The organism is Amycolatopsis sp. lyj-109 (genome assembly GCF_046548995.1).
Lineage (GTDB): Bacteria > Actinomycetota > Actinomycetes > Mycobacteriales > Pseudonocardiaceae > Amycolatopsis.
Window position 1 is genome coordinate 61,225 of the sequence record NZ_JAJPWR010000006.1, and the last position, 16,316, is coordinate 77,540.

At 73.1% G+C, this 16,316-nt stretch carries 15 protein-coding genes and 1 pseudogene; 6 read left to right on the plus strand and 10 right to left on the minus strand.

Annotation, left to right across the window (positions count from 1 at the left end; translation table 11 throughout):
- Positions 1 to 90 precede the first annotated feature (90 nt).
- The 4 genes from nadA (at position 91) to ACLJQF_RS14810 (ending at position 4,856) form a co-directional block, all read left to right on the plus strand.
- Positions 91 to 1,101 carry a quinolinate synthase NadA gene (gene nadA / locus ACLJQF_RS14795; RefSeq protein WP_410609119.1) on the plus strand — a complete coding sequence of 337 codons (1,011 nt, stop codon included), beginning with the start codon at positions 91 to 93 and terminating at the stop codon, positions 1,099 to 1,101.
- Positions 1,098 to 2,741: an L-aspartate oxidase gene (locus ACLJQF_RS14800; protein ID WP_410609120.1), complete on the plus strand. Its 1,644-nt coding sequence runs from the start codon at positions 1,098 to 1,100 to the stop codon at positions 2,739 to 2,741. The genes nadA and ACLJQF_RS14800 overlap by 4 nt, the downstream gene beginning before the upstream one ends.
- Positions 2,738 to 3,631 carry a carboxylating nicotinate-nucleotide diphosphorylase gene (nadC, locus tag ACLJQF_RS14805; protein ID WP_410609121.1) on the plus strand — a complete coding sequence of 298 codons (894 nt, stop codon included), beginning with the start codon at positions 2,738 to 2,740 and terminating at the stop codon, positions 3,629 to 3,631. The genes ACLJQF_RS14800 and nadC overlap by 4 nt, the downstream gene beginning before the upstream one ends.
- 133 nt (positions 3,632 to 3,764) lie before the next feature.
- Positions 3,765 to 4,856: a S8 family serine peptidase gene (locus ACLJQF_RS14810; protein WP_410609123.1), complete on the plus strand. Its 1,092-nt coding sequence runs from the start codon at positions 3,765 to 3,767 to the stop codon at positions 4,854 to 4,856.
- 178 nt (positions 4,857 to 5,034) lie between these two features.
- On the opposite strand, the gene ACLJQF_RS14815 is transcribed toward ACLJQF_RS14810, so the two are convergent.
- The 6 genes from ACLJQF_RS14815 to ACLJQF_RS14840 form a co-directional block, all read right to left on the minus strand.
- Positions 5,035 to 5,388, minus strand: coding sequence for a hypothetical protein (locus ACLJQF_RS14815; RefSeq protein WP_410609124.1), 354 nt, complete (start codon positions 5,386 to 5,388; stop codon positions 5,035 to 5,037).
- A complete protein-coding gene (locus tag ACLJQF_RS14820) occupies positions 5,385 to 6,653 on the minus strand; it encodes an alpha/beta hydrolase (protein ID WP_410609126.1) in 1,269 nt (422 codons plus the stop codon). Before ACLJQF_RS14820 ends, ACLJQF_RS14815 begins: the two co-directional genes overlap by 4 nt.
- The gene (locus tag ACLJQF_RS14825) at positions 6,653 to 7,948 is read right to left on the minus strand and encodes a WXG100 family type VII secretion target (protein ID WP_410609128.1); all 1,296 of its coding nucleotides are present in this window, start codon (positions 7,946 to 7,948) and stop codon (positions 6,653 to 6,655) included. The genes ACLJQF_RS14820 and ACLJQF_RS14825 overlap by 1 nt, the downstream gene beginning before the upstream one ends.
- Entirely contained in the window at positions 7,945 to 8,331 is a 387-nt protein-coding gene (locus tag ACLJQF_RS14830; RefSeq protein ID WP_086847144.1) for a hypothetical protein, read from the minus strand. Before ACLJQF_RS14830 ends, ACLJQF_RS14825 begins: the two co-directional genes overlap by 4 nt.
- Positions 8,332 to 8,435: 104 nt before the next feature.
- Positions 8,436 to 8,738 (minus strand): hypothetical protein, encoded by a 303-nt coding sequence (locus ACLJQF_RS14835; protein WP_020644701.1) that lies wholly within the window; start codon positions 8,736 to 8,738, stop codon positions 8,436 to 8,438.
- An 18-nt stretch (positions 8,739 to 8,756) separates the two neighbouring features.
- A complete protein-coding gene (locus tag ACLJQF_RS14840; protein WP_410609130.1) occupies positions 8,757 to 9,101 on the minus strand; it encodes a WXG100 family type VII secretion target in 345 nt (114 codons plus the stop codon).
- A 217-nt stretch (positions 9,102 to 9,318) separates the two neighbouring features.
- Between ACLJQF_RS14840 and ACLJQF_RS14845 the strand changes: the two genes are divergently transcribed.
- Both ACLJQF_RS14845 and ACLJQF_RS14850 read left to right on the plus strand, forming a co-directional pair.
- Entirely contained in the window at positions 9,319 to 10,308 is a 990-nt protein-coding gene (locus tag ACLJQF_RS14845; protein ID WP_410609132.1) for a hypothetical protein, read from the plus strand.
- A 31-nt stretch (positions 10,309 to 10,339) separates the two neighbouring features.
- On the plus strand, positions 10,340 to 11,755 hold the full coding sequence (locus ACLJQF_RS14850) for a class I adenylate-forming enzyme family protein (RefSeq protein ID WP_410609134.1): 1,416 nt from the start codon (positions 10,340 to 10,342) through the stop codon (positions 11,753 to 11,755).
- On the opposite strand, the gene ACLJQF_RS14855 is transcribed toward ACLJQF_RS14850, so the two are convergent.
- From ACLJQF_RS14855 to ACLJQF_RS14870, 4 genes and pseudogenes are all read right to left on the minus strand, one after another.
- Positions 11,756 to 12,199 (minus strand): YdeI/OmpD-associated family protein, encoded by a 444-nt coding sequence (locus tag ACLJQF_RS14855; protein WP_410609135.1) that lies wholly within the window; start codon positions 12,197 to 12,199, stop codon positions 11,756 to 11,758.
- A gap of 55 nt (positions 12,200 to 12,254) precedes the next feature.
- A pseudogene (locus ACLJQF_RS14860) lies at positions 12,255 to 12,491 on the minus strand (serine protease); the annotation flags it as partial.
- A gap of 266 nt (positions 12,492 to 12,757) precedes the next feature.
- Positions 12,758 to 14,686: an FG-GAP-like repeat-containing protein gene (locus ACLJQF_RS14865; protein WP_410609136.1), complete on the minus strand. Its 1,929-nt coding sequence runs from the start codon at positions 14,684 to 14,686 to the stop codon at positions 12,758 to 12,760.
- A 28-nt stretch (positions 14,687 to 14,714) separates the two neighbouring features.
- On the minus strand, positions 14,715 to 16,265 hold the full coding sequence (locus tag ACLJQF_RS14870) for a tachylectin-related carbohydrate-binding protein (RefSeq protein ID WP_410609138.1): 1,551 nt from the start codon (positions 16,263 to 16,265) through the stop codon (positions 14,715 to 14,717).
- Positions 16,266 to 16,316 lie beyond the last annotated feature (51 nt).

The following is a 16,316-nucleotide window of genomic DNA, read 5'->3' on the forward strand; positions in this document are numbered from 1 at the left end:
TCGTGGGCCAGGGGTGCCTGGGTGTTAAGATGACTTCGCACGGTTTTCGATTGTAAGGCGAAAACCGGAGACAGGTCCAGGAGGGCCAGCATGACTTCGACGCTCGATCAAGACCTCACCCCCTGCAGCGGGGTCGAGGCGAACGCGGCCTGGGCGGAGGAGGTGCGGCGCCTGGCGAAGCAGCGCGACGCGGTCCTGCTCGCGCACAACTACCAGGTCCCGGAGATCCAGGACATCGCCGACCACACCGGCGACTCCCTCGCGCTCAGCCGCATCGCGGCGAGCAGCGACGCGTCCACCATCGTCTTCTGCGGCGTGCACTTCATGGCCGAGACCGCGAAGATCCTCGCCCCGGAAAAGACCGTCCTCATCCCGGACGCGCGGGCCGGCTGCTCGCTGGCCGACTCCATCACCGGCGCCGAGCTGCGCGCCTGGAAAGCCGAGCACCCGGGCGCGGTGGTCGTCTCCTACGTCAACACCACGGCCGAGGTGAAGGCCGAAACCGACATCTGCTGCACGTCCTCGAACGCCGTCGACGTGGTCGCCTCCATCCCCGCTGACCAGGAGGTTCTCTTCCTCCCGGACCAGTTCCTCGGCGCGCACGTCAAGCGCGTCACCGGCCGGGACAACATCCACATCTGGGCGGGCGAGTGTCACGTCCACGCGGGCATCAACGGCGCCGAACTGGCCGAGCGCGCGGCCGCAGAGCCGGACGCCGACCTGTTCATCCACCCGGAATGCGGCTGCGCGACGTCGGCGCTCTACCTGGCCGGCGAGGGTGCCGTGGCACCGGAGCGGGTCAAGATCCTCTCCACCGGCGACATGGTCCACGAGGCCCGCGACACCAAGGCCAAGACCGTGCTGGTGGCCACCGAGATCGGCATGATCCACCAGCTGCGCAAGGCTGCGCCGGGCATCGACTTCCGCGCGGTGAACGACCGCGCGTCCTGCCGGTACATGAAGATGATCACGCCCGCGGCGCTGCTGCGCTGCCTGCGTGACGGCCTCGACGAGGTCCACGTCGACGTCGAGACGGCCGCTCGCGCGCGGGCTTCGGTGCAGCGGATGATCGAGATCGGGCAGCCCGGCGGCGCCGAATGACGCCGCCGGTTAATGACCCACGGGCGAAAACCCCGGTCTGGGAAGCTCGTGCCGACCTGGTCGTGATCGGCAGCGGCGTCGCGGGGCTGACCGCCGCGCTGCGCGCGCAGACCCTCGGGCTGCACGTCCTGGTGATCACCAAGGCCGCCGTCGCGGACGGCAACACGCGCTGGGCCCAGGGCGGCGTCGCCGTGGTCCTGGAAGACCAGCACGACCTCGACGACTCCGTCGCCAAGCACGCGGAGGACACCTTCACGGCGGGCGCCGGGCTGTGCGACGAGGTCGCGGCGCGCTCGATCCTCGACGGCGGCCCGGCCGCGGTCGCCCGGCTGCGGGCCGACGGCGCGCGGTTCGACGCTTCCGGGAACGGCCTGCTCGCGCGGGCCCGCGAAGGCGGCCACAGCGCGTTCCGCGTGATCCACGCGGGCGGCGACGCGACCGGCGCCGAGGTCGAACGCGCCCTGGTCGCGCAGGCCGGGCAGGCCGGGGTGCCGGTACTGGAGCACCACATCGCCGTCGACGCGCTGCGCACGCCGGGCGGCCGGGTCGCCGGCGTGACGGTGCTGGACCGCCACGGCGTGCCCGGCGTCGTCCGGGCTTCGGCCGTGCTGGTGGCCAGCGGCGGGATCGGGCAGCTCTACCAGGCGACGTCGAACCCGGAGATCGCCACCGGCGACGGGCTCGCGCTCGCGCTGCGGGCCGGCGCGACCGTCGCGGACATCGAGTTCGTGCAGTTCCACCCGACCGTGCTCTACACCCCGGGTGCGCGCGGCCGCTGCCCGCTGGTCACCGAAGCGGTGCGCGGCGAGGGCGCGACCCTGGTCGACGGCGCCGGCCTGCCGGTGATGCGGGGCGTGCACCCGCTCGGCGACCTGGCGCCGCGCGACGTCGTCTCGGCGGCGATCACGCGGCGGATGGCGACCGCGCCGGGCGGCGTCGACGACCACGTCTTCCTCGACGCGACTTCGATCGCGGGGTTCGCGCAGCGGTTCCCGACGGTGTTCGCGGCGTGCGGGGCGATCGGCCTCGACCCCGCCGTGGACCCGATCCCGGTGACCCCGGCGGCGCACTTCTCGTGCGGCGGTGTGGTGACCACTGTGGACGGTCGCTCGTCCGTCGCCGGGCTCTACGCGGCCGGTGAGGTCGCGCGGACCGGACTGCACGGCGCGAACCGCTTGGCTTCCAACAGCTTGCTCGAGGGCCTGGTCGTCGGGCAGCGCGTCGCGGAGGCCGTCGCGGCGGACCTCGCGGCCGGGCTGCTGGCCGATCCCGCGCGCGGGCGCCTGCCGTCGTGGACGACCGCGCCGGCGGCGGACCGCGACTCCCTGCAGCGCGTGATGAGCCGGTACGCGGCGATCGGCCGGGACGCCGACGGCTTGGCGGCCGCCGGTTCGGTGCTCGATCTGTCGCTTTCGGACACTCCGTTGTGGACGCACGCGGCGGTCGAGGACGCGGCGCTGACCGTGGTGGCGCAGGCGTTGCTGGCCGCGGCCGTCCGGCGCACCGAGTCGCGGGGCTGTCACGTGCGCACCGACTTCCCGACGCGCGACGACGGCCGGCGGCGCAGTCAGCTCATCCGGCTCAGCCCGTCCGGCCAGCCCGTGCTGGCCGACCCGATCCCCCTGGAAGGCGTGGCATGACGTTCCCGATCTCCGAACCCGTCCGCCGCCTGATCGCCTCGTCGGGCCTGGACGTCGACGACGTCGAGCGCGTGGTGGCCACGGCGCTGGGCGAGGACCTGCGCTACGGGCCGGACGCGACGACGGCGTCGACGGTGCCGGCCGAGGCGTCCTCGGTCGCCGAGCTGACTCCGCGGGTCGACGGCGTCATCGCCGGGCTGCCGGTGGTGCTCGCGGTGTTCGACATGGTCCTGGGCGACGGGTACGAAGTGCTGGCCCGGCGCGAGGACGGCGACCGGCTGGTCGCGGGGGAGCCCGCCCTGGTGCTGGCCGGCCCGGTGCGCGGGCTGCTCACGGCCGAGCGCACGGCCCTGAACCTGCTGTGCCACCTCTCCGGTGTCGCCACCGCGACCGCCGCCTGGGTGTCCGAAGTGGACGGTACCGGGTGCGCGATCCGCGACTCCCGCAAGACGTTGCCGGGGCTGCGGCTGCTGCAGAAGTACGCCGTCCGCTGCGGTGGCGGCGTCAACCACCGGCTGGGCCTCGGCGACGCGGTGCTGATCAAGGACAACCACGTCGTCGCCGCGGGATCGGTGACGGCGGCGCTGGCCGCGGCCCGGGCGCACGCGCCGGAGCTGGCCTGCGAGGTCGAGGTCGACACGCTGGCGCAGCTCGACGAGGCGCTGGCCGCCGGGGCGGACGAGGTGCTGCTGGACAACTTCACGCCGGAGCAGTGCCGCCGCGCGGTGGCGCGCCGCGACGAAGTCTCGCCGAAGACGCGGCTGGAATCCTCTGGTGGCCTCACCCTCGACCGTGGTAAGGCCTACGCGCAGTCCGGTGTGGACTATCTGTCGGTGGGCGGGCTGACCCATTCCTCACCCGCGTTGGATCTCGGCATGGACCTTCGCTGAGGCGTCGTCACGGGCTAGACTGACGGTGGCGGAATTCCTTTTCCGCCACCGTCTTTCGGCTTCGGGGGTTCGGGTGCGGTTACCGGCGGTCCTTGCGGTGGCGGGCCTCGTGACGGCCTTCGGTGTGTCAGGCGTGCCGGCCGCTTCGGCGCAGGGGTGCGCGAACCCGTCCGGCACCTACGGCGGCGAAGTCCCGTGGGGCCAGCGCCTGGTCGACCCGGCGCGGCTGTGGCCGCTGACGCGGGGCGAGGGCCAGCTGGTGGCCGTCGTCGGCACCGGCGTCGACGGGCGGAATGCGCAGTTCGCACCCGGCCAGCTCGAAGGCGGCGCCGGCACCGAGCGCACCGACTGCGACGGCCGCGGCACGATCGCGGCCGGAATCGTCGGCGCGCAGCCGGATCCGTCGACGACGTTCGCCGGCGTAGCGCCCGGCGTGCGGCTCCTGCCGATCCGGTACACCACCGGCAACGGCGCTGACCCGGGCGAGCTGGCCGACGCGATCGACCGCGCCGTGGACCGGCGCGCGGGCGTGATCCTGGTGGCGGTGCCCGCGGCGGCCGACAGCCCGGCGCTGTCGGGGGCGGTTGCGCGGGCGCGTTCGGCAGGTGCGGTGGTCGTCTCGGCGGCGTCGGCGACCCAGCAGGGCGCGCGGACGTACCCGACGGCGACGTCCGGAGTCTTGGCGGTCGGGTCGGTGAACCCCGCGGGCGAGCCGGTGCAGACCGAAGCGGGGGACCACGTCGGCGTCGCGGCGCCGGGCGCGGAGCTGGTGAGCACGTCGGCGGGGGCGGACGGCGCGGTGGCGCACCGCTGGCCGGTGACCGACCCGGGCCTCGCGGCGGCGTACGTCGCCGGCGTCGCGGCTCTCGTGCGGGCGTACCACCCGGCGCTTTCCGGCGACCAGGTCGTCACGCGCTTGACGCTGACGGCTCACCGCCCGCCGTCCGGTGGCCACGACCCGCGGCTGGGCTGGGGAGTCCTGGACGCCTACGCGGCGGTGTCGTCGACCCTGCCGGCCGACGTCCCACCGCCCGGCGCGGTTCCGCAGGCCGCATCTTCGCCGATGGTGGTCCCGGCCGCGGCCCCGCCGTCCCGCTCGTCCGACGTCCCGGCGGGCACGATCGCCCTGGCCGGGGTCGCCTTGGCCGCCGCCGCGGGAGTGACGGTGGCGGCGGTCCGCCGCGCCCGCCGCCGGGGCTGGCGCCCCACCCGCTTCACCCCGTAGCCCGTGTCGACCCCTCAATCACGCGTGTCGACCCCTCAAACACGCGAGTCGACCCTTCCATCACGCGAGTTCGGGTACCAGAACGGCGAACTCGCGTACCTGGACGGACGACACGTGTGCTTGGAGGGTCGACACGTGTGCTTGGAGGGTCGACACGCGTGATTGGGGGGACGACACGTCAGGCGGGGACGGGGCGGGTTGAGCCGATGATCGTGACCGAGCCGGCGACGTGGATTGTGAAGTCCGCGCCGTTGCGGGTGAAGCGGGTGATCTGCTCGCGGGGGGTGCTGCGGTCGTGGGATTCCCAGCCGTCGCGGTGCAACGCGGGGAGGAGCGACGCCAGGCGGGTGTCCGGCGCGGCCGGGTGCTCCACGCGGACGCCGTACTGCCAGCACAGGAGGTGGCCCGGGGTGGTCGGGTCGCAGTCGAGTTCGCCGTCGAGGGTCCGGTCCGGCAGGCCGCCGAAGGCCGCCGCGACGTCGTCGATCACCGTGGTCAACTCGCCCGCCAGGCGGCTCAGTTCGGGGGTCATCGCAGGTCACCACCCGAGGTGAGGACGCGGTAGATGTTCGTCCACGAGTCGGAACCCGGCTTCAGGACGTCGTTGTGCGACGACACGCCCCACAGCGGCGAGCCGTCGGCGTCGTCGCCGGTGCCCAGCTCGGTGACGCCGGGGAAGACGTCCGGGTCCGCGCCGTGGCCGATGCCGGTCCACTCCAGGCCCCACGCGCCGCCCTGCGCGAGCACGATCGGGTCGAGCGGCGCCGTCATCGAGAACCGCTGGACGCCCGCCTGGCTCGCCGGCAGGTCGGCCGGTGACCACACGCCGTGGCCCATGCCGGCCGACTCGACGTGCAGGACGCGGTCGACGTCGAGGCCGTGCGCCTCGGCGAGCCCGACCGTCGCCCCGCCGTAGCTGTGCCCGATCGCGGTCAGCGTGACGTCGGAACCCGCGTGGCTCACGATCTCGCCGCGCAGGTCGTCGGCGAAGTGCTTGAGGTCCGGCGCCATCGCCTGCGCGTAGCCCGCGTCCGGCCCCTGCGCCACCGGGCCCTGCGGGAACACCCCGTCGGCCCAGACGACGACCGCCGTGCGCCCGGCCGGGTCCGCGGCCACCAGGCTGCGCCCGAGGCCGGCGTAGGCGTCGAAGTTCGACATCTGCGTGTTGACGCCGGGCACGAACAGCCCGACGTTCCGCGTGCCCGGCTCGATGTGCCCGACGAGCTCGGCGATCCGGCCGTTCCCGGACGGGTCGAACCGGAGGATCTGCCGATCGTTCGCCAGGATGTCCTCGTACAGCTTGATCCGCGCCTGCGACCGCGCGGCTTCGTCGAGATCGGTCGACGCCGCCGGCCGCAAGCGCTCGGCGGTCAGCGCGTCGGCGATCTTGCCGCGGTTGTCCGCGATCGCGCGCGCCCACGCCCCGGTGTCGGCCGCGCCGCCGATCCCGGCGGGATTCCCCGCACGGGGCAACGGATCCTCGGGCAGCAGCGCCCGGTACATCGCCGCGACCTGGGCGTCGGCGCGCCGGTAGCCGGCCGCGCACCCGACCAGTCCACTTTGGATCGTCCGCAGCCGCGTCACGTGCGAGCCGAGCTTCCCGCCCAGCTCCTTCATGGTCTTTTCGAACGTCTTGGCCGCGGCGGCCGACGCGCTCACCTGGCCGAACGCGGCGGCGGGCAGCTTCTCACCCGCCACCGCCGACTGCGCCGCGGAAAGCGCCTCGGCGCGGGAGCCGGACTCGCCGGCTTCCGCGTCGAGGCGAGCCGGGGCCACGCGATAGCCCGCCGCCGTCATCAGGAGCCGTCTTCGCCGATGACCGGCGGCGCGACCGGCGCCGACTGGCCCCAGACGTTCTCCGTCTCCACCAGCCACGCCGGGATCCGCCGCCCGGACCCCATGTCACCGCCGCCGCCCATGCCCATCGGCATCATGGGCATCATCGGCATCGCGCCCTTGGCCGCCGCCGCGCCCGCGGCCCCGGCCACACCGCCGGCGAGCCCGCTCAGCGCGTTGCCCGCGCCGCCGTCGCCGCCCAGGCCGGAATGCGCCGCGGGGACTTCGCCGGGGCCGGTGAGCCCGCCGCCGACCGGAACACCGCCGCCACCGCCGAGCGAAGGCGCGTCACCGCCGCCGATCGGGATGCCGCCGCCGGAACCGCCTTCGACGCCGGCGCCGCCCCCGCCCAGCTTCGTGCCCGGCGGTTCGTCCTTCTTGTCCTGGGGATCCTTGCCGGTCGCCCACGACGGCACCTTCGGCATGATCGAGCCGAACCGGCCGAACGCGGCGGCCGAAGCCGCGGCGAGCCCGGCGGTGAACATGTCGCCGAACAGCGGGTTCGACGTCGGCACGGTCGTCCCGGGCGGCGTCGCCGTCCCGCCGGGCAGCGGGTGCCCGTCGGCGGGGGTGACGACGACGCCGGGGCCGGTCAGGCCGTTGCCGACGAGCCCGGGCGACCCGGCGCTGCCCGCACCGCCGCCGGCGGGCGGGGCCGGTGGCGTCTGGACGGCGTTCGGCGACGCCGGGATCGACTCCTCGGCCACGGAGTACTCGCCGGCGAGCTGGGTCATGACGACGATCGCCCGGCCGTGCGCGGACCCCGCGGCGTTCGCGGCCGTCTGCTGCGCTTCGACGTTCGCGATCGCCTGCTGACGCTGCTGCGCCGCGGCCTGCACGACGGCGGGCGAGGCGTCCGGCGGCAGCAGCGGCGGGTTCACCGCGAGAGCGACGTCGGCCGGGGCGACGTCCGGCACCGCGACCGGCGGCGGCATCTCCTTCTTGGCCTTCACCAGCGCGTCGGCGGCGTCGCCGAGCGTCACGTTCATCGCCTCCGCGGTCCGCGCCACCTTCGAGATGCCGTTCGCGAGGTCGATGATCATCCGCTGGTACTGGTCGGCCGCGCCACCGGTCCACTGGTCCTTGAACTCGGTGAGCTCCGCATTCAAATTGTGGGCCTGCTCGTGCAGGTGCAGCGCGGCGGACTTCCACTTGTCGGCGGCGTGCCGCGCGCTGTTCGGGTCGCCCGCCTGCAGCATCGCGTACAGCTGCTGGTGGCTGTACGCGGCGAAGTTCGTGTGCGCGGTGTTCGTCATCCCTTGCGGCTCCCGTCCGTGTCTCCGCCGCCCAGCAGGCCCAGGACCGGGTCGAGCAGGCCGGTGACGGCGCCCGACGCGTGCAGGTCCCCGGCCACCGACTGGTCGGCGTGCTGGTAGCCGTCGGCGACCGTGGTGGTGACGTCCTGGGCGAACCCGATCGCGCTGCGGACCTGGTCGAGCAGGCCCTGCATCTCCGAGACGGCGGCGCGGTGGGCGTCGGCCAGCGACCCGGCCTCGCCGAACTCGCCGAACAGCAGCGGCTCCTCGCCGAGGGTGAGCAGGAAGTCGTTCGGTTTCGACATCGCGTGGATCTGGGTCTCCAGCTCCCGTACGAAGTCCTTCAGCGATTCCAGGTGGACGTAGTACGACTGGTCTGGCATCGGTCCCGGCTCTCTGGGCGCGACTCGCGGACAGGGGGAAAGCCGGTCGGCCGGTGCGAGCGGGGGGATCCCGCACCGGCCGACCGACGTCTGTGGGGCGCGCCTCAGCCCGCGAACAGGCCCTGGTTGCGGTTCTCCAGCGACTGCTGGAGGTCGTGCGCCTCGCCGACCTTGCCGCCGAACTGCGCGATGATCGCGACGATGTCCGCGGTGGCCTGACGCAGCCGGGTCTCCGACTGGCGGGCCGCGTCACCGGCGGAGCTGCCGGAGGCGTACCAGGTCGCGGTGATCGGCTGGAGGTTCTGGTGCAGCTGCTCCAGCTGCGAGGTGAGCGCCTTGGCCTTGGCGGCCAGGGATGCCGAGCTGTGCTGCAGCGCGGCGAAATTGATTTCGACGACGTCGGCCATGGTGGGGCGTCCTCTCGGTCAGGGGTTGAGGCGGGGGATCACGCCCGAGCCCTCGAGGGAGTTGCCGACCCCCTGGAAGCTCTGGTGGACGTCGGCGTCGCCGCGGCCGTAGTTCGCGTGGCTGGTGTGCACGAGCTGCGACATGGTGTCGAGCTCCTTCACCGCGACGGTCATCTTCTCCTGGAGCCGCCGCTGGAGGTCCCAGAACGCCACGGCCTGGTCACCCTTGTAGTTGCGCAGCGCCTCGGTCAGCTCGGACTCCAAGCTGGCCATCGTGGACTTGGCGTTCGTCGCGGTTTCCTCGAAACCCTGGACGGCGCGCGTCATAGCAGCGGAATCTGCCTGGAATCCCGGACTGGACATCGACGGGCCACCTCCTTCCTGAAGCGAATTCGCCTGGCGCGGTGGTCCGCGCGGTGTGAAAGTCACGCTAGAAAAGAGGCCTGTGTGGTCAAACGGCACAACTGCCGGTCGCGGTGACGGCACTATTACCCACGCGAGCGGCGGTAAGGCCTTCCCCACCCCGGGCCGGTGGTGCGCTCCAGTGACCGCGCGGCGCCGCCGAGCCAGGCTTGAGAGCATGGCAGACAAGGGAAATCCGCTGGTCACGCTCCGCGCGTGGCACCGCCCGCTGGTGGTGCTCGCCGGGGTGATGGGGGTGCTGTGCGCGGTCTCGCTGCTCGGGCTCCTGGTCGATGATCGCACGCTGGTCAACGCGCCGATCTGGCTGAAGCCGTTCAAGTTCTCCGTGTCGATCGGGCTGTACGCATTGACGCTGGCGTGGCTGCTGACGCACGTGCGCCGCGGCCGCCGGGCCGGCTGGTGGTTCGGCACGGTGTTCGCCGCGGGCATCGGCCTGGACTTCGCGCTGCTGGTGTGGCAGATCATCGTCCGCGGCCGCACGCTGCACTTCAACCAGGCGACGCCCACGGACGTCGCGATCAACAACGCCGTCGCGGGTGGCGCGTACACGGCGTGGCTGATGACCGCCGCCGTCGCCGTGCTGCTGCTGTTCCAGCGCATCCCGGACCGCGCGCTGAGGTCGGCGCTGCGCTGGGGCGCCGGGCTCGCCGTCGTGGGCATGTACGTCGCGACGCTGATGTTCTCGCCCACGCCGGCGCAGCAGGCGGTGCTCGAGACGAACGGCAAGTTCTCGACGTTCGGTGCGCACTCGGTCGGCGTCGACGACGGCGGCCCCGGGCTGCCGGTGGTCGGCTGGAGCACGGTCGGCGGGGACCTGCGGATCCCGCACTTCATCGGCATCCACGCCCTGCAGGTGCTGCCGCTGGTCGCGTTCGGGCTGCTCCTGCTGGCCCGCCGCCACCGGGTGCTCGAATCCGACGTCGTCCGCCGCCGGCTGGTCCGGACCACGGGCGCCGGCTACGCGGGGCTGATCGCGCTGCTCACCTGGCAGGCCGAGCGCGGGCAGTCGATCGTGCGCCCGGACTTCTGGACGCTGGCCGCCGCCACCGGCCTGATCGCGGCCGTCGCCCTCGCGGGCACGCTGTCGCTGCGCTCGCTCCCGCGGCACCAGGTCGTCTCTGCCGAAATTCTGAGATCCGCCCGGTAGAACCGGACGCCCCGGGCGAAAGGCGGTCGTGATGGTCCACCCGCAGGCACTGCTGGACGAGCTGGAGCGCGCCCCGGAGGTCCCGGCGTTCGAACACGGTTCACGGGTGACCACCCGCGGTGAGCTGCGGGAGCTGATCGGCCGGTTCACCGCGGGCCTGCGGGCGGCCGGGCTCGGCCCGGGCGACGGCGTCGGGCTCGCCACCGCCGTCACGCCGGAGGGGTTCGCCGCGCTGGTCGCGGTGCACGTGCTCGGCGCCCGCGCGGTCGCGGTGCGGCCCGGGCTGCCGGAGCCGCAGCTGCGGCACATCCTCGGCGACGTCGCGGCGGTGGTCGCCGACGACGTCGCGGAGCCGGTGGGCGCCGCGGTGCCGGTGCTGCGGGTGGGGCCTTCGCTACTGGCGCGCCACACCGAGCCGGTGCCGCAGGGGCGGCCGGACGACGTCGCGACGGTCGTGTTCACCAGCGGCAGCACCGGCGTCCCGAAGGGGGTGGCCTACAGCTACCGCGCGCTGACCGAAGGCCGGGTCTGGCAGCGGCCGGTGCCGGGCTCGGCGCACGAGCGGCTGGGCACGGGGTTCGGGCGGTACCTGCTGTTCGGGTCGCTGGCCAGCGCGGTGATGGTCGAGCAGCTGGGGGTGTGCCTGTTCGCGGGCGGCACGGCCGTGATCCCCGAAGGGCTGCCGGACTTCCCTGGGGTGCTGCCGCGACTGGGCATCACGGCGGCGTTGACCACGGTGCCGCGCCTGCACGGGATGCTCGACGTGCTGCGGGAATCGGACGTCGACCTGAGCGCGCTGCGGACGCTGATCGTGGCCGGGTCGCCGGTGCCGCCGCACACGCTCGCCGAGGCGGCCGGGCGGGTCGGCCCCGCGATGCACCACGCGTACGGCCAGACCGAGACCGGGATGTTGACGATCGGCCGCGCCGACGAGGGGCCGGGCTCGGTCGGAAAGGCCTGCGACACAGTGGAAATCTCGGTGCGGGCCGGCGAGGTGTGGGTCCGCACGCCGTCGGCGTTCGCGGGCTACTGGCGCGACGAGGCGACCACGGCCGCGGTGCTGCGCGACGGCTGGGTGCGCACGCAGGACCTCGGTTCGGTGGACACCGACGGGTACCTGCACCTGTCCGGCCGCGCGCGCGACGTGGTGATCGTGAACGCGATCATCCACTACACCGGCCCGATCGAGCGGGCGATCGCGGCGCACCCGGACGTCGACCAGGCGTACGTCGTGGCTGTCCCGGACTCGCGAACCGGGGAGGCGGCGCACGCGTTCGTGGTCCCGGTGCCGGGGCGGGTGCCGGATCTCGCCGAGGTGCGCAAGGCGGTGGCGGCCGAACTGGGGGAGGCGGCGGTGCCGGCGCGGTTCGGTTTCGTCGGCGCGGTTCCGGTCGCGCCGTCGGGGAAACCGGACAAGGCGGCGCTGCGGGCGTCCATTGTGGAGTGACTAGGGCCCGGCGCGCAGATCGGTGATCACCTTGGCGACGCGCCGCTTTCGGGTCTCTTCGGTCTTCGCCTGGCCGATCGGCAGCACGAACCGCTGCTTCGCGCTGTAGGAAAGGCTTTCGAACCGGGCCCGCGCGGTGTCGTCCGCGGCGAGCGCGTCCGCCAGATCGGCCGGGATCTCGAGTTCGCGGGGCGCGGTGTCGAGGGCGATCTCGACCTCGACGTCGTCCCCGGCGGCGACCCCGGCCTGCCCCCGGTTTTCGGCGCTGAGCGGCACCAGGAACTGCCCGCCGCGGCTCGCGACCGTCGTGCGGTAGGTGTGCCCGCCGAGCGTCACGGTGACCGCGGGCTTCTTGCCGGCGCCGAGCGCCTCGACCACGTCGGCGGGAACCGGCAGGCCGGTCGCGGTCTTGCCGCCGAGCAGGACGTGGGTGCGGAACTTCATGCCGCGAGTATGCCGCGTGCCGGCCGCCTGGGCAGCCGGCCCGCGGTGGTGCTCGTCAGACGCCGGTCGTGGTGCGGATCCAGCTGCGGCTCGACGCGATGCTCGCGTAGTTCTGCGTGCCCTGCGTGTTCGAACCGGAGTTGCTGCCCGTCGAGCACACCCCGACCTGGACGCCGTTGTAGAGCTGCGGGCCGCCCGAGTCACCGTGCCACGCCGAGCCGGTGACGCCCTTGCTGGCGATCGCCGTGCCGCCGTAGGCGTCCGAGCTCAGGCCCGTCACGCGCACGTTGGCCCAGGTGATCCGGATATCCGTCCCGAACGGGACGACCAGCTCAACGTAAGAGCCGTGAAGGATTTTCGGAACCTACCGAAGTCGGTAACCCGCCCCCGGAGACCGGGGGCGGGCCCGGTCTCCTAGGGGACGGCGATCGCAGGTCGGATGCGGTCGTCGGGTGGTCTGCCGTGGCTGGTCGTGAGTGGTATTTAGGGTTAGAACCCTAAATACCACTCACGACAAGCTGCGGCAGGGCGGTAAGCCGGACCCTGGCCCGCGCGACCCTAGAGGATGGCGATCGCCCGCGGGACGGGCACTTCGCTGTTGTACGCGAAGTTGTCGTGCCACTTGACGCTGTTGCCGACGAATTTCGCGCCGTCCGAGAGGGAGACGTAGACATCGGCATTGCCGGCCCGGGTGAAGACGACGATGTCGGCCTTGCCGTCGCCGTTGAAGTCGCCGACCCCGGGGATCTCGTCGTTGTAGGCGAAGTTGTCGTGCCAGCGGACGCCGTTCCCGGTGAACTTCGTGCCGTCCGACAACGCGACGTAGACGTCGGCGATGCTGCCGCGGGTGAACACCGCGATGTCGTCCTTGCCGTCGCCGTTGAAGTCGCCGACCGCCGGGACCTCGTTGTTGTAGGCGAAGTTGTCGTGCCACTGGACGCTGTTGCCGGTGAACTTCGTGCCGTCCGAGAGCGCGACGTAGACGTCGCCGGTCGAGCCGCGGGTGAAGACGGCGATGTCGTCCTTGCCGTCGCCGTTGAAGTCCCCGACGGCGGGCAGTTCGCTGTCGATGCCGAAGTGGTCGTGCCACTTGACGCCGTCACCGACGAACTTGGTGCCGTCCGACAACGCGACGTAGACGTCGGCGATGCTGCCGAGGGTGAAGACGGCGATGTCGTCCTTGCCGTCGCCGTTGAAGTCGCCGACCGCGGGAACCTCGTTGTTGTAGGCGAAGTTGTCGTGCCACTTGGCCCCGTTGCCGGCGAACTTGGTGCCGGTGGAGAGCGCGACGTAGACGTCGCCGAGCGTGCCGCGGGTGAAGGTGGCGACATCGACCTTGCCGTCACCGTCGAAGTCGCCGCTCAGCGGGATCTCCGAGGTCAGCCCGAACGCGTCGTGCCACAGCTGGGACGTGCCCTGGAACTTGGCACCGTCCGACGCCGCCACGAAGACGTCCGCGCCGTTCGCGCGGGTGAACGTGGCGATGTCGTCCTTGCCGTCGCCGGTGAAGTCGCTGACCGCACGCGCGGTCGTCGTGGCGGCGACCGGGGCGGTCGCGTCGCTCGCCCCCTCCCGGGACGGGCGCGCGACGACCCGGTAGTACCAGGTCTGCTTCGCGGGCACCGACGTGTGGACGTACGAGGTCGCCGTGGTCTGGCCGAGCAGGTGCGCCGCGTCGGTGGGCACCTGCGGGTCGGTGCTGCCGTAGACGGTGTAGCCGGCCTGGTCCTCCGCGCGCAGCGGCGACCACGAGACGGTGACGCTGTGGTTGCCGCCCTTGGCGGTCGGCGCGAGCACCTGCGCGCGGATCCAGCGGACGAGGTCGTCGACGCGCTGGGCGTTGGTGCCCTGCCGGGTCTCGGTCTCGCCGAAGCAGCCGTGCTGCCACGACGTGGTGGCCACCGCGAAGACCTCGGTGGCGCCGCCGATCTCGCGGATGACCGGCCCGCCGGCGTCGCCCTTGCACGCGTCCGCGCCGTTGGCACCGGTCAGCGAGAGCGTGCCGGCCGCCCCCGCCGCACTGGTGAAGACCGCGGAGTGCGGCTGGTCCGGCACCCACTCGGTGGCCGTCCGGCCGTAGCCGACGAGCCGCAGCGGCTCGCCGACCACCAGCGACGTCGCCGGCAGCGCCACCGCCGGGACGTCGGTGAACACGGTGTTCAGCCGCGCCAGCGCGATGCCGCGGTCCGCGCGGACGACGACGTTCGTCACCTGCGCGGTGCGGCCCGGGCGGCCCACGAGCGCCGTCGTGGCCTTGGCGGGGATGCCGCCCTGGGGGGTCTCCGGGAAGCAGCTCGCCGCGGTGAGCACCCAGCCGGGCGCGACGAGCGCGCCGCTGCAGGCGCGGCCTTCGGCGGTCAGCTTGGCGGCGAAACCGTAGGTGTCGGTCCCGGTTCCGCCGGAGACGGCGGCCGCGGGGACGACGCCCGCCGCGGTCGCGGCGAGCAGGGCGGCCGAAACCGCCGTCAATCTCGATGAAGTTCGCATCGGGACACTCCTCGATGAGGGGGCGGGGTCAGCCGCTCAGGCGGCAGGAGTCCGGCGCGGCGGTCACGTGGATCTCGGTGTTCCAGCCCGTGCCGATCGCGACGCCCATGTGGTCCGGGCCCGACGGGGCCCACGTGTCGGTGTTGTCGGAGTAGCGGTACCAGCGCAGGACCGGGCCGGTCTGGCCGTCGAAGGGGCTGGTGCCGGTGCTGCCGCGGCCGTACAGGATGTCGCCGCCCGGGGAGAAGATCTCGTTGAACATCTGCCAGCCGGCGCCGACCGGCTTGTCCTTCTGGGTCCACGTCGAGGCCGTGAAGTCGTACTTGAAGCGGAACAGCTCGCCGCTCGGCTTGCGCGCGTACAGCACGCCGTCGCCGGCCGCGGTGATCGAGTCGAAGCGGGACCAGCCGGTGTCGAGGACGTCGCCGGCGCCGTTGACCCACCAGCCCGTCGCGTCGTCCCAGAGGTAGGACTTCAGCTGACCCTGGTCGTCGATCATGAAGATGTGGTTCTTCTCGTCGACGGTGATCCGGTTCTTGTACGCGTCCGTGAGGTAGCGGTCCCAGCCGTTGCCGACCTGGTTGCCGCCGCTCCAGCCGCTGCTCGTCGAGTACGTCCAGCGCTTCAGCGCGCCGGAGGCGTACGGGTCGCCCGAACCGTGGTTGCGGTGGATGTCCCAGACGGTGCCGCCCTTGCCGGCCAGGGTGCGGCCGTCCCAGCCCCAGCCGATCGCGGCGCTCGGCTGCGACCAGCTGACCGCGCCGTCGCCCGGGCCGAGGTGGACGTAGCGCCAGAGGGTGCCGTCGGCGCGGGCGGTCCAGATCGTGGCCCCGGCCGGGCACGAAACCGGAGTCGGCACGGTGTTTTCGCGGATCCAGCCGCCGAGGTCGTCGACGCGGGTTTCGGTGCCGCCGGAGCGGGTTTCGGTGACGTCGAGGCAGCCGTGCTGCCACGACGTGCTGTTCAGGGCCACGAGCTGGGCGGTGCCGCCCGAGACGCGGAACGCGGGACCGCCCGCGTCACCCTTGCAGGCGGCGGTGCCGTCGGCGGACGAGACCGCCACGGTGGCGCCGTTGACGCTCGAGACGGTGAACGGCGCGACGCGCGGCCGCGCGGGCACCCATTCGGTCGCGGTCCGGCCGAAGCCGGCCACCTGCAGGGTGTCCCCGGCCTGCGGCGCGGTGGTGCCCAGGGCGATCGGCTGGACGCCGGTCGCCGGGTTCTCCAGCTTCGCCAGGACGACGTCCCGGTCGGTGCGGCGCACGACCTTTGTCACCTTCGCGGTGAAGCCCGCGCCGGTGCTCAGGTTGACGTCGCCGGTCACGACGGTCGCGGCCTCGTCCGGGACGCCCGAGCCGGTCGCCGTCAGGCAGGACGCCGAGGTGAGGATCCAGGACGGGTCGATCAGGGCGCCGGAGCACGACTTCGTCGGGGTGGCGATCCGGGCGAGGAACGGGTGGGTGCCGGTGGGCACCACCGTGCCGCCGGACAGGGCCTCGGCGGGGGTGGCGGTCAGCAGACCGCCGGCGAGCAGGGTGACGGAAAGTGCGGTGAGCCGTGTCCGGCTGCGTGCGTGCATCGGGTTTCCCTTGGTGGATGCGGTGGCGGCGCCCCGGCGGGACGCCGCCAC